Consider the following 12,903-nt stretch of genomic DNA (forward strand, 5'->3'; position numbering starts at 1 on the left):
AGAGGCTGGCTGGAAGTGCCGGATGTTCACTACCATACGGCCCTCTCAACACTCTCACTGGAACCTACTCAAATGGTCAAATCCGACGACACCGGCAAGTTCATCCTGCGCGTTTCTCTAGGCGTGCTGATCCTGCTGCATGGCATCGCCAAGCTGCAGGGCGGCGTCGGCTTCATCTCCGGCATGCTGGCCCAGCACGGGCTGCCGGGCGCACTGGCCTACCTGGTCTACATCGGTGAGATCGTGGCACCCGTGCTGCTGATCATCGGCCTGTACACGCGCCCGGCCGCCTGGATCGTGGCCATCAACATGCTCGTGGCGTTTGCGCTGGTCCACGCCAAGGACCTCACGGCCCTCGGCAAGCAAGGCGGCTGGGCGCTGGAACTGCAAGGCATGTTCCTGTTCGCGGCGCTCGCACTGGCGTTCATGGGCGGCGGCCGCTTCGCGCTCAGCAGCAAGTACAACTGAGCGGGCTCAATCGTCGTCGGCCGCATCGAGGCCCGGGAAGAGGACCTCGGTGTAGCCGAAGCGCGAGAAATCGCGCACCCGCATCGGGTACAGCTTGCCCAGCAGGTGGTCGACTTCATGCTGCACCACGCGCGCATGGAAGCCGGTGGCAATGCGGTCGATCGGGTCGCCGTACGGATCGAAGCCTGTATAGCGGATGTTGGCAAAGCGCGGCACCACGCCGCGCAGGCCCGGCACCGACAGGCACCCTTCCCAGCCTTCTTCCTCCTCGTCGTCCAGCGCCGTGATGACGGGGTTCAGCAGCACGGTGCGGGGCACCAGCGGTGCATCGGGATAGCGGGGGTTGACGATGTCCGTGCCGAAGATCACGAGCTGCAGGTCGACGCCGATCTGCGGCGCCGCGAGGCCGGCGCCGTTGACTGCATGCATGGTCTCGAACATGTCGCGCACCAGCAGGTGCAGTTCGTCGGAATCGAAGGCGGTGACCGGCTGCGCAATGCGCAGCAGCCGGGGGTCGCCCATCTTGAGGATGTCGTGGATGGCCATGGCGGAATTATCGCGACAGCCTCGAGCCCTCGTCCGCTGACGGATCAGGGAGGGGTTTGACCCTTGGAATCCGGCGACGTCCAAAGGCGCGCGTTGCCACGCGGTTCCTGGGGAACTGCACCGGCCATCGGGGGACGCGGCTGCGGCGCGACGCCCGGGCGTCCACCACCAAAATTGGGCGGGCGCGCTGCCGGGTACCCTGGTCGCACCGCCGGGTAGGCGGGCCGGCCGTAATACTGGCGCCCACCGTCGTAATACGGGCGGCGATCGCGCTCGTAGTAGCCGCCGCCGTTGATGTAGACCGGTGCGGGTGCCACGTACACCGGGGCAGGTTCGCTGTAGTACGGACCGGAGGAATAGCCCCCGCCCGCATAGCCCCCGCCACCGTAGTACGGATCGCCGGGAACCCCCACGCAACCGCTCAGCAGCGCGACGCCGCCGAGTGCAACGCAGGCACCAAGAATTCGAATTTTTTGCATGAGGGACTCTCCTTGTGGCCTTCAGTTATCTTTCAACGCCAGGTTGTAGACCCTGTTGACTGCGCTGCGATGAAGCGGCGTAACGGCCGGTAAAGAGGGCCTGCCGCTGCCTCATCCTTCGGGTGTTGCTGCCGGCACGCCGTTGGCGAGGATCTCCAGCATGCGCGCCTCGTCGATGATCTCGACCCCGTGCTCACGGGCCTTGTCGAGCTTGCTCCCGGCCTCTTCACCGGCCACGAGGTAATGGGTTTTCTTGCTGACGGAACCGGCCACCTTGGCACCGGCCAACTCCAACTTATCCTTGGCCTCATCGCGGCTCAGCGTAGGAAGGGTACCGGTGATCACGAAGGTCAAGCCCGCCAACGGCTTCGGCGCGCGGACCGCGGGCTCGCCCTCTTCCCATGTCAGGCCGCAGGCGCGCAACTGCTCGACCACCTCGCGGTTGTGCGGCTGGTCGAAGAAGGTGCGCAGGCTTTGCGCCACCACCGGCCCGACGTCGTTCACCTCGAGCAACTGCGCTTCGGTCGCGTCCATGATCGCGTCGAGCTTGCCGAAGTGCTTGGCCAGGTCCTTCGCGGTGGTCTCGCCCACGTGGCGGATGCCCAGGCCGAACAGGAAGCGCGGCAGCGTGGTCTTCTTCGACGCCTCGAGCGCGTCGACCAGGTTCTTCGCCGACTTGTCCGCCATGCGGTCCAGCCCGGCGAGCGTGGTGAAGCCCAGCTTGTACAGGTCGGGCAAGGTGCGAATCAGGTCGGCGTCGACCAGTTGCTCGACGAGCTTGTCGCCAAGCCCGTCGACGTCGACCGCGCGCCGCGCCGCGAAATGCAGGATGGCTTCCTTGCGTTGCGCCGCGCAGAACAGGCCGCCGGTGCAGCGGTAGTCGACCTCGCCCTCCTCGCGCACGGCCTCCGAATCGCACACGGGGCATTGGTGCGGCATGGTGAATTGCACGCCGCGCTCGCCGTCGGGTTTCGCAAGGCTCTCGGGCACGACGCCGACCACTTCGGGAATCACGTCGCCGGCACGCCGCACGATGACGGTGTCGCCCACGCGCACGTCCTTGCGGCGCGCCTCGTCCTCGTTGTGCAGCGTGGCGTTGGTCACGGTCACGCCGCCGACGAACACCGGCGCCAACTTGGCCACCGGCGTGAGCTTGCCGGTGCGCCCCACCTGGATCTCGATGCCGAGCACCTCGGTCAGTTGCTCTTGCGCGGGGTACTTGTGGGCCACGGCCCAGCGCGGCTCGCGCGACACGAAGCCCAGTTGCCGCTGCAGCTCGATGCTGTCGACCTTGTAGACCACGCCGTCGATGTCGTAGGGCAAGGCGTCGCGTTGACGCCCAATGTTTTCGTGGAATGCTATTAATTCAATAGCACCATTCGCACGTGCGGTCTGCGTGGCGACCGGAAAACCCCATGCACCGAACTGCTTGAGCCAGTCGAACTGGGTCGGATGGTCGGGCCCACCTTCGGCCGCGGGCGTGACTTCGCCCAAGCCGTAGGCAAAGAAGCTCAGCGGCCTTTCCGCGGCAATTGCAGGGTCCAGCTGGCGCACGGCGCCGGCGGCCGCATTGCGCGGGTTGACGAACACCTTCTCGTTCTTGTGCCCGGCCGCGATCTTCTGGCGCTGGCGTTCGTTGAGCGCATCGAAATCGGCGCGCTTCATGTAGACCTCGCCGCGCACCTCGACCACCGGCGGCGCCTTGCCGGCCAGGCGCAGCGGAATCTCGCGCACGGTGCGGATGTTCTGCGTGACCTCTTCGCCCACCTCGCCGTCGCCGCGCGTGGCGGCCTGCACCAGCACACCGTGCTCGTAGCGCAGGTTCATGGCGAGGCCGTCGAACTTCAGCTCGCAGACGTACGACACCTGCGGCCCGTCTTCGGCCAGCCCCAGTTCCTTGCGCACGCGCGCGTCGAAGACGCTGGCGCCGCCGGCCGTGATGTCGGTCTCGGTGCGAATCGACAGCATCGGCACCTTGTGGCGCACCTTGGTGGCACCGTCGAGCACCTTGCCGCCCACGCGCTGGGTCGGCGAATCGGGCGTGCGCAGGTCGGGGAATTCGGCTTCCAGGGCCTGCAGGCGCTGGAACAGCTTGTCGTATTCGGCGTCCGGCAGCTCGGGCGCGTCCAGCACGTAGTAGAGATGGCCGTGCCGGTGCAGCTGTTCGCTCAGTGCGGCGGCTTCGCGTGCCGCTTCGTCGCGCGTCGTCATGGGGTGTCTCCAGAAGGTCGAAGTTAGCTGAAGAGGCGGCGCGCCAGCGGCGATCCCGCCGCCAGGTCGCGCGCGTCGAGCGTGTCGTAGAGCTGCTCGAGGTCGTTGCCGATCACGTCCATGGTTTCGTCGCGCAGCAGCTGGCCGTCGCTGTCGGTCACCACGCCGTCCATCTCGCGCGCGAGCGTGGCGGCGGCTTCGCGCATGCGGCGAAACGGCTCCTCGCCGCGATCGACCTGCGGCACGTCCAGGCTCAGGCTCAGCTCGCGGATGGCCGACTGGGCCGGGTCGTCGGCCAGCGCGGCCTGCGTGTCGAACGCCAGGCCGAGCACGGGCGGCAGGCCGGCCTCGCCCGTCGGCAGCACCATGCGCCCCGGAATGATGCCGGCCACGAAACCCAGGCGCGCCGCGTTCTGCTGCACGTAGCCGGGGCTCCAGGCCGCGTGCAGCGCGCGCAGCACGAAGCCCAGCTGCGCGTCGTGCGCGCTGGCGAACTGGTCGAGCTCGCGGGCGCGCGCCACTTCGTCGAGCATCTCGGGGAATTCGGGCGCGCCGTTGACGGCGTCGGCAAAGGCCTGCGCCTTGACCACGAACTCGGAGTACTCGATCTCGTTGAGCGCGCCCGTGCGGTTGGCCAACTGCACGCCGACCTGGAAGGCGCTGTAGCGCTGGCCGGCCACGGGCGGCTCCCACTGGCCGTTGTGTTCGTTCAGGCCTTCGATGGCCACCGGCTTGCTGCCCGCGCGCCGCGTCGGCGGCATGGCGGCGATGGCGGCGTCGCCCGAGGCCAGGCCTTCGAGCGACACCGGCGCGATCACGTCGATCAGCGGGTCCAGCCCGCCGCGGCGCTCGCCGGTGGGCACGGGCACGCCGCTGGGCGCCGGCAGATCGGGGTCGAACAGGGGCTCGTGGCGGTCGCTGCCCGCCACCTGGCTGGGGTCGGCGTGCAGCATCGGCTCGACGCCGCCGGCCGACGACGACAGGGCGCGCTCGGCTTCGTCCAGCGCGATGTCGACCGCGTCGGGCTGGCGCGGCGCATTGCGGCGCGACATCAGGGTGTTGTAGGCCACGACGGCCGCGAGAACGAGGCCGCCGAGGATGGCCAGGGCGAGGGTGAGATTGCTCATGGTTGCCGCTCTGCTCAGGCGGCGTCGACCATCGAGACCGCCGACTCCATGTCGACCGCCACGATGCGTGACACGCCCTGCTCCTGCATCGTCACGCCGATCAGTTGCTCGGCCATTTCCATGGCGATCTTGTTGTGGCTGATGAAGAGGAACTGGGTTTCGCGGCTCATGGCTGTCACGAGTTTGGCATAGCGCTCGGTGTTCGCGTCGTCCAGCGGCGCGTCGACTTCGTCGAGCAGGCAGAACGGCGCCGGGTTGAGCTGGAAGATCGCGAACACCAGCGCAATGGCCGTGAGCGCCTTCTCGCCGCCCGAGAGCAGGTGGATGGTCTGGTTCTTCTTGCCGGGCGGCTGCGCGAGCACCTGCACGCCGGCATCGAGGATTTCGTCGCCCGTCATCACCAGGCGCGCATTGCCGCCGCCGAACAGCTCGGGGAACATGCGGCTGAAGTGCTCGTTGACGATCTTGAAGGTGCCGCCGAGCAGGTCGCGCGTTTCGGCGTCGATCTTGCGAATGGCGTCCTCGAGCGTGCCGATGGCTTCGTTCAGGTCGGCCGACTGCGCGTCCAGGAAGGTCTTGCGCTCGCTGGCAATAGCCAGTTCGTCGAGCGCGGCCAGGTTCACCGCGCCCAGCGCGACCACTTCGCGGTTGAGGCGGTCGATTTCGCCTTGCAGGCCGGTCAGCTTGACCTTGTCGGTCTCGATCGAGCGTTCGACGGATTCCAGGTCGGCGCCGGCATCGTCCAGCAACTGCTGGTACTGCTCGACACCCAGGCGCGCGGCCTGTTCCTTCAGCTGGAACTCGGTGATGCGCTGGCGCAGCGGATCGAGTTCGCGCTCGAGCTGCAGGCGGCGCTCGTCGCTGGCGCGCAGCTTGAGCGTGAGGTCGTCGTACTGGCTGCGCGCGGCACCCAGCGCGGTTTCGCGTTCGAGCTTGAGCGACAGCGCGTCCTGCAGGCCGGCTTGCGCGGCGGCGTCGGACAGGCGGCCCAGCTCGGCGCGGGCGCGCTCGTCTTCGTCGGTGAGCGACACCACCTGCTGCGCCGCGGTGTCGATGGAGCGGTTGAGCTCCCCGCGGCGCGCTTCGAGCGTGCGCTGCGAGAAGGTCGCTTCCTGCGCCTGGCGTTCCAGGCTGCGGTGCTGCTCGCGGCTGGCGTTCAGCGCGCGGCCGGCCTCGATGACGCGCTCGTCGAGCTCGGCATGGCGCTCCTGGCTGTCGGCCAGCTGCATGTCGAGTTCTTCGAAGCGGCCCTCGGCGGCGATGCGCCGTTCCTGCAGTTCCTCGAGCTGCGCGTCGACCTCGCCGAGGTCGTTGGCCAGCTGTGCGCTGCGCGCGCGGGTCTGTTCGGCGAGCTGCGTCATGCGCAGCGTCTCGACCTGCAGCGCATGCGCGCGCGACTGGGTTTCGGCGGCTTCACGCCGCGCGGTCACCAGGCGCGAGGCGGCGTCGCCGTAGGCGGCTTCGGCGCGGACCAGCGCGGTGCGCGCGTCTTCGTTGATGAGCGTCTGGGCGCGCAACTGGCGCTCCAGGTTTTCCATTTCCTGCTGACGCGCCAGCAGGCCGGCCTGCTCGGAGTCGGGTGCGTAGAAGTTGACGCTGTGCGCGGACACGGCATGGCCGCTCTGCACGTAGATGACCTCGCCGGGCTGCAGCGTGGCGCGCTGGGCCAGCGCTTCCTCGAAGCTCGCGGCCGTGAAGCAGCCGTGCAGCCAGTCGGTCAGCAGCGCCTGCTGGCCCGCGTCGTTCAGGCGCAGCAGGCTCGACAGGCGCGGCAGCGCGGCCGGGCCCGGCGGGAGGCCGGCTACCGGCGGGCTGTAGAACGAGAGCTTGGCTGGCGGCGCGTCGTTGCCGAAGGCGCGCACCATCTCCAGCCGGCTGACTTCGAGTGCGCCCAGGCGCTCGCGCAGCGCGGACTCGAGCGCGCTCTCCCAGCCCTGCTCGATGTGGATGCGGCTCCACAGGCCCTGCAGGCCGTCGAGGCCGTGCCTGGCGAGCCAGGGCGCCAGCTTGCCGTCGGTCTTGACCTTCTCTTGCAACGCGCGCAGCGCCTCGAGGCGGGCCGAGAACTCGGCGTGGCGTGCGCCTTCGGTGTTGACGGCCTGCTGCCTCGTACGGCGGTCGTCGTCGAGCTGCGGCACGGTTTCCTGCAGCTCCTGCAGGCGTCCGTCGGCTTCGCTGGCGGCCTCTTGCGCGGCGGCGTGCTGTTCCTGCATGTCGAGCAGGCGGGCCTCGTCGGGCGCGGCCAGTGCGTTCTGGTCGGCGCGCAGGCGTTCGCTGCGCTGCGTGAGCTGGCGGCTTTGTTCCTCGATGTTGCGCTGGTCGGCAGCCAGCACCTGGATCTGCTGCTGCACCTGCGACACGGTCGTGCGCTGGGTGTTGGCCTGGTCCTGGGCGCGCTGCACGGCTTCTTCGAGTTCGGGCAGACGGGCATCGTGCTCTTCGAGCTGCGCGGCCAGCAGGATGGCCTGCTCTTCGGCGTCCACGCCGGCACCGGCCAGTGTCTCGATCTCGGCTTCGGCCTCGTCGCGGCGGCGGCCCCATTGGCCCATTTGCTCGCGCAGTTGCACCAGGCGTTGCTCGACGCGCTGGCGGCCCTCGACCACGAAGCGGATCTCGCCTTCGAGCCGGCCGACTTCGGCGCTGGCCTCGTAGAGCTTGCCTTGCGCCTGGTTGACGGTGTCGCCGGCGCCGTAGTGGGCCTGGCGCACGGTTTCGAGTTCGGCCTCGATGCGGCGCAGGTCGGCCGTACGTGACTCGAGGTCGTTGATGGCCTTTTCCGAATCGGCCTTGATTTTGGCCTGGTCGGCGTCGCTCTCGCTGCGCTTGAGGAACCACAGCTGGTGCTGCTTCTTCGTGGCATCGCCCTGCAGCGTGTTGTAGCGCGCAGCCACCTCGGCCTGCTTCTCGAGCTTTTCGAGGTTGGCGTTCAGCTCGCGAAGAATGTCTTCGACGCGCACGAGGTTCTCGCGCGTGTCGCCCAGGCGGTTCTCGGTTTCGCGGCGGCGCTCCTTGTACTTGGAGACGCCCGCGGCTTCCTCCAGGAACAGGCGCAGCTCTTCGGGCTTGGACTCGATGATCCGGCTGATCGTGCCCTGGCCGATGATCGCGTAGGCGCGCGGCCCGAGGCCGGTGCCCAGGAACACGTCCTGCACGTCGCGGCGGCGCACAGGCTGGTTGTTGATGTAGTAGCTGCTGGTGCCGTCGCGCGTGAGCACGCGGCGCACCGCGATTTCGTTGAACTGGTTCCACTGGCCGCCGGCGCGATGGTCGGCGTTGTCGAACACCAGCTCCACGCTGGAGCGGCTGGCCTGCTTGCGGGTGGTCGTGCCGTTGAAGATCACGTCCTGCATCGACTCGCCGCGCAACTCGGAGGCGCGCGACTCGCCGAGCACCCAGCGCACCGCATCCATGATGTTCGACTTGCCGCAACCGTTGGGCCCGACCACGCCCACCAGTTGGCCCGGCAGCAGGAAGTTGGTGGGTTCGGCGAACGACTTGAAGCCCGAGAGCTTGATGGAATTAAGACGCACGACTTGTCGGCCTGGCTTGGCTGCAGCGCCAAGGTATTGATTTGTAAGGAAAATTGCACGGGCCTGCGAGCTTGCAGCAGGCCGCCGCCCGAGCCGTGGATGATAACGTCAGGGCATGAGCGAATCCCTTGTTCCCCCCCTGGCCGCAAGACGACGCTACCGTCCCGCGATCCTCGCAGCCACGGTGGCCGGCGCGGCCGCCCTGCTCGGTCTTGCAGGCTGCTCTTCAACGCACGACACCCAGCGTGCCGAGCCCTACGCCAACCAGGAATGGCTGCAGTCCGGCGCCAACCGCATCGCCAACCTGTCGCTGCGCGACAACCTGCAGTCGGTGCGGCGCGTGCAGAGCACGCTGTACAAGCGCAACCCCCGCGAATGGCGCAAGTCGGCGCCCAGCATGGACGAAGCCGCCCAGCGCGCCTGGGACGCCGTGCTCAAGGGCCCGCCCATGCCCGAGCTCAAGGGCGCCACCGGCATCGACGCGATCCGCCTGGCCTTCGACACCGCGCCGCAGGGCTACCAGGGCGACCGCGTGGCGGCGCTGGTGTACGGCTGGGCCACCCTGCTCAAGCAGGCCAACGGCGACACCTGGGACCAGACCATGATCGACGGCGTGAACGCCGAGAACAGCTTTCGGGCCGCGCGCAATTTCGAGATCTCGCTGTGGCTCATTTCCTCCAAGACCGGCCCCGACGGCCAGCCGCTGCTGCTGGCCACCGAAATCAGCGAGCGCGGCCGCAACCTCGTGGCCGACCGCGAGCTGTCCAAGGTGGTGGCGCGGCTCGACCTGCTGGCCGCGCAGGCCGACGAAAAGTACCGCCGGGCCGCACTCGACTTCGGGCAGAACTGGGTGATGGGCGTGGTCATGCCCTTCTTCACGCTGGTGCCGAAGTGAGCCGGGTGCGCCCCTAGAATCAACCGGCCCTTCACACCTCAACCCATTCGAGGCAGCAGCAATTCATGAGCTCCATCAATTTCATCGGCGGCGAAAAAGGCGGCGTCGGCAAGTCGGTCACGGCGCGTGTGCTGGCGCAGTACTTCATCGACCACAGCCGTCCGTTCGTGGGCTTCGACACCGACCGTTCGCACAGTTCGTTCACCCGCTTCTACGAAGGCTTCGCCTCCCCCGTGGTGGTCGACAGCTTCGAGGGCCTGGACACCGTGGTCAACGGCTTCGAGAGCAACCCGCAGCAAAGCGTGATCGTCGACCTGGCCGCGCAAACGCTGGCGCCGCTGTCGCGCTGGATCAAGGAGTCGGACCTGTTCGACGTGTTCGCCGACATCGGCGTCACGGTCAACTTCTGGCATGTGCTGGACGACGGCAAGGACTCCACCGACCTGCTCGGCTCGCTGATCGACACCTTCGGCAACCGGCCCAACTACATCGTGGTGCAGAACTACGGGCGCGGCAGCGACTTCGGGATGCTGCTGGGCTCGCAATCGCTTTCCAAGGCGACGGCGAACGGCGCGCGGGTGATCGCGCTGCCCCGGCTGCACGACGCGAGCATGCGCAAGATCGATGCGCAGAACACCAGCTTCTGGAAGGCAGTGAACGACCGCGAAGGGGTGCATGCCCTGGGGCTGCTGGAGCGCCAGCGGGTGAAGTCGTGGCTGGCGACGGCTTACGCGGCGTTCGATACCTTGCCGCTTTGACGGTTTGAAGCCGTGCGCCTCGTTGGCGCCGTCAGCCCTCACCCCGACCCTCACCCCGCCCCTCTCCCCGAGGGGAGAGGGAGCGAGTCAGATCATGCCGCCGTTGATCGAAATGACCTGCCCCGTGATGTAGGCCGCCTCGTCGCTGGCCAGGAAAGCCGCCAACGCCGCCACCTCCTGCGGCGTACCCGCCCGCTTCACCGGCACCATCTGGTTGATGACCGCCGGATCGAACACGGCGTCGGCCATCGGCGACGCGATGATGCCGGGCGCAATCGCATTCACCGTCACGCCGCGCGAGGCCACTTCGAGCGACAGCGCCTTGGTCGCGCTGTTCAAAGCGCCCTTGGCGGCCGCGTAGTTCACCTGCCCCCGGTTGCCGGCAATCGCGGCCACCGACGAAATGTTCAGGATGCGTCCCCATCGCGTGCGCATCATCGGCAGCAGCAAGGGCTGGGTGACGCGGAAGAAGCCGTTGAGCGACACGTCGATCACCTTGTGCCACTGCTCGGCGCGCATGCCCGGCATCACCGCATCGTCGTGCACGCCCGCGTTGTTGACCAGCACCTGCACCGGCCCGCCTTCGAGGATGCGGGCACACGCGGCCGCACAGGCCTCGTCGCTGCGCAGGTCGAACACATGGCATTGCGCCTTGCCGCCCGCCGCGACGATCGACGCGGCGAGTTGCTCGACCGACTCCGGCCGCGAATTGGCGTGCAACAGCACCGTGGCGCCGTCGCGCGCCAGGCGCTCGGCCATGGCGGCGCCGAGCGCACCGCTGGCGCCGGTGATCAGCGCGCGTTTTCCTTCGAGACTCATGGCGTGGGGGTGCTTTCTGTGGCCAGCGGTGTGTTGAGAACGACCACGGCGCGGCCTTCGGCCAGCATGCGGCCGTCGTCGGCCGTGACCGTGAACGCATAAAGAACCTGGCGGTCGTCGCCCGACAGGCGTTGGGCACGCACCTGCAGCGCGCCGGGCACGTCGTCGAGCCGCGCCACCGACAGCTTGACGTTGCGCGCGCTCGCCAGGAAGCCAGCCGACGGCGTGCTGCCCTCGGCCGCCAGCAGGCCGCCATGCAGCGCCATGGCCTGCGCCGCGTACTCGATGGCGTTGGGCGCGAGCAAGCCGCTCTCGGTGCGCAACGGGTTGTCGGCCTGCGCGTGCGTCGTGCTGCTGCAGTGGATCGCCTCGGCGTCCCAGCTTTCGAGGCGGTCCAGCAGGCACATGCTGCCGCTGTGCGGAATGCGTTGCGCGATGCCCGCGCGGGCCAGCGTCTGCGGTGCGGTCATGCCGCGGGGCCCAGGTCGGCCACCAGCAGCACGTTGGCAAAGGGCGTGCCTTCGCTCATCGGAATGCTCTGGACCTGGAAGCCCAGGCGCTGCAGCAGCGCGGTCCACTCGGCCAGCGGCCGGCCCCAGGTCGGCGAGACTTTGTGGCCGCGGATGCGCGTCACCATGCGATCGACCCACTGGCTGACGGCGAAGCCGCCGCGGCTGGACGCATCGCCCACGCGCAGCAGCAAGCGAGCCTGCGCGTTGCCGCCGCGCTGCAGCGCATCGCGCACGCGCACAAGCACGCCTTCCTGGGCCTCGAGGTCGACGTAGTGCAGCACATCGAGAATCACCACCAGGTCGCATGCCGGCAACGCAGCCGAGCACATGTTGGCGCACAGCAGTTGCGGCGGAGGCTGCAGATGGCCGATGGACGCTTCGGCGCGCGCCACGTCCCTGGGCATCAGCTCGATGCCCGTGTAGTCGGCGGCAGCGGGCGTCACGGGCCAGGACGACGGCCAGCGGCCGCGCTTCTGCATGGCGCTCATCGAGGCGAGCAGGCTCGCGAAAAGCCCTTGGCCGCAACCGATGTCGACCACGCGCCGGTGCTGCGCACCGATCAGGCCGCGTTCGAGCAGGCCGCGAAACACCGGGTCGCGCCCGAGCTTGCCGCGTGCGAAGCGCCAGGCAAAAGTGCCGCCCTTCTTGTAGGGAACCGTGGCGGCCTCGTGCAGCTCGCGCCAGGCCTTGTCGGTGGGCGACGATGCGGGTGCCGCGAACATGGCCGTCGTCATGGCTTCAGTCCTTCGGGCAGGGTCACGGCGCGCAGTCCATCGGCACGCAGGCGTTCGAGCAGCAAGGGCAGTACCTCCAGCAAAACGGGTTGTCCTTCGGCCGTGCGCGCGGCATTGCCGTCATGCAGCAACAGGATGTCGCGGGCCTGCAGGTTGCGGGCCAGGCGCGCCATCACCTTGGCGGCGGCGCCTTCGCGCGTGTCGAAGCCGCGCCGCGTCCAGCTCACGAGCGACAGGCCCAGGCGGTGCAGCACCGGTTCGAGAAACGGATTGCGCAGGCCGGCCGGCGCTCGGAAGCAGGTCGGGCGCTGGCCGGTGACGTCGCTCAGGATGTCCTGCGCGCGCGCGATCTCGGCGGCGAAACCGCGGGGTCCGAGAAACGAAAAGTTGTGCCGGTGGCGCGCCGTGTGGTTCTGGACGCTGTGGCCGCGCGCCACGATCTCGCGCGCCAGCTGGGGCTGCGCCAGCACGCGCTCGGCAATGCAGAAAAAAGTGGCGCGCTGGCCGTGCGCGTCCAGCAGGTCGAGCACGCGGGGCGTGACCTCGGGCTCGGGGCCGTCGTCGATGGTGATCGCCACTTCGCGCCGCGCCGCGGCCGCTTCGGGCAGCCGCGTGACGTTGGGGCCCAGCAGGCTGCTGCGCGGCGTCAGGCCGGCACCGGTGATCAGCGCATGGTTCAGCACGATCGCGCCCACGGCCCACGGCAACGCGCCCGGCACCAGCACGCCCGCACCGATGGCGGCCACGTGCCACGCCGCACTGGCACGGATGGCGGGCGGCCAGGGCCATGAATCGGTGTTTGGAGCGGAGGCGGACGTCATGGG

12 protein-coding genes are annotated in these 12,903 nt (G+C 68.6%); 3 read left to right on the plus strand and 9 right to left on the minus strand.

The window, feature by feature from the left end; genetic code table 11:
• The first annotated feature begins 72 nt into the window (after nt 1–72).
• Nucleotides 73–468, plus strand: coding sequence for a DoxX family protein (locus ACSFA5_RS31035; protein ID WP_435447894.1), 396 nt, complete (start codon nt 73–75; stop codon nt 466–468).
• Between the two features lie 6 nt (nt 469–474).
• Here ACSFA5_RS31035 and def read toward each other — a convergent pair whose 3' ends face one another.
• From def to smc, 5 genes are all read right to left on the minus strand, one after another.
• On the minus strand, nt 475–1,014 hold the full coding sequence (gene def / locus ACSFA5_RS31040; RefSeq protein WP_435447895.1) for a peptide deformylase: 540 nt from the start codon (nt 1,012–1,014) through the stop codon (nt 475–477).
• Between the two features lie 44 nt (nt 1,015–1,058).
• Nucleotides 1,059–1,493, minus strand: coding sequence for a hypothetical protein (locus ACSFA5_RS31045; protein WP_435447896.1), 435 nt, complete (start codon nt 1,491–1,493; stop codon nt 1,059–1,061).
• A gap of 111 nt (nt 1,494–1,604) precedes the next feature.
• Nucleotides 1,605–3,704 (minus strand): NAD-dependent DNA ligase LigA, encoded by a 2,100-nt coding sequence (ligA, locus tag ACSFA5_RS31050; RefSeq protein ID WP_435447897.1) that lies wholly within the window; start codon nt 3,702–3,704, stop codon nt 1,605–1,607.
• A gap of 23 nt (nt 3,705–3,727) precedes the next feature.
• The gene (locus tag ACSFA5_RS31055) at nt 3,728–4,831 is read right to left on the minus strand and encodes a cell division protein ZipA C-terminal FtsZ-binding domain-containing protein (RefSeq protein ID WP_435447898.1); all 1,104 of its coding nucleotides are present in this window, start codon (nt 4,829–4,831) and stop codon (nt 3,728–3,730) included.
• 14 nt (nt 4,832–4,845) lie between these two features.
• Nucleotides 4,846–8,361, minus strand: coding sequence for a chromosome segregation protein SMC (gene smc, locus ACSFA5_RS31060; protein WP_435447899.1), 3,516 nt, complete (start codon nt 8,359–8,361; stop codon nt 4,846–4,848).
• Nucleotides 8,362–8,476: 115 nt separating this feature from the next.
• Here smc and ACSFA5_RS31065 point away from each other — a divergent pair, with 115 nt between their 5' ends.
• A complete protein-coding gene (locus ACSFA5_RS31065; protein WP_435447900.1) occupies nt 8,477–9,256 on the plus strand; it encodes a hypothetical protein in 780 nt (259 codons plus the stop codon).
• 65 nt (nt 9,257–9,321) lie between these two features.
• Entirely contained in the window at nt 9,322–10,014 is a 693-nt protein-coding gene (locus ACSFA5_RS31070; protein ID WP_435447901.1) for a P-loop NTPase family protein, read from the plus strand.
• 87 nt (nt 10,015–10,101) lie between these two features.
• Here ACSFA5_RS31070 and fabG read toward each other — a convergent pair whose 3' ends face one another.
• From fabG to ACSFA5_RS31090, 4 genes are read right to left on the minus strand one after another with little or no spacing between them, the layout of a single operon-like run.
• Nucleotides 10,102–10,833 carry a 3-oxoacyl-ACP reductase FabG gene (gene fabG, locus ACSFA5_RS31075; RefSeq protein WP_435447902.1) on the minus strand — a complete coding sequence of 244 codons (732 nt, stop codon included), beginning with the start codon at nt 10,831–10,833 and terminating at the stop codon, nt 10,102–10,104.
• Nucleotides 10,830–11,303: a hotdog family protein gene (locus tag ACSFA5_RS31080; protein ID WP_435447903.1), complete on the minus strand. Its 474-nt coding sequence runs from the start codon at nt 11,301–11,303 to the stop codon at nt 10,830–10,832. Before ACSFA5_RS31080 ends, fabG begins: the two co-directional genes overlap by 4 nt.
• Nucleotides 11,300–12,079 (minus strand): methyltransferase domain-containing protein, encoded by a 780-nt coding sequence (locus ACSFA5_RS31085; RefSeq protein ID WP_435447905.1) that lies wholly within the window; start codon nt 12,077–12,079, stop codon nt 11,300–11,302. Before ACSFA5_RS31085 ends, ACSFA5_RS31080 begins: the two co-directional genes overlap by 4 nt.
• On the minus strand, nt 12,076–12,900 hold the full coding sequence (locus ACSFA5_RS31090; protein WP_435447906.1) for a polysaccharide deacetylase family protein: 825 nt from the start codon (nt 12,898–12,900) through the stop codon (nt 12,076–12,078). Before ACSFA5_RS31090 ends, ACSFA5_RS31085 begins: the two co-directional genes overlap by 4 nt.
• Between the last annotated feature and the right edge of the window lie 3 nt (nt 12,901–12,903).

The organism is Variovorax monticola, from assembly GCF_051216855.1.
Taxonomy (GTDB): Bacteria; Pseudomonadota; Gammaproteobacteria; order Burkholderiales; family Burkholderiaceae_C; genus Variovorax.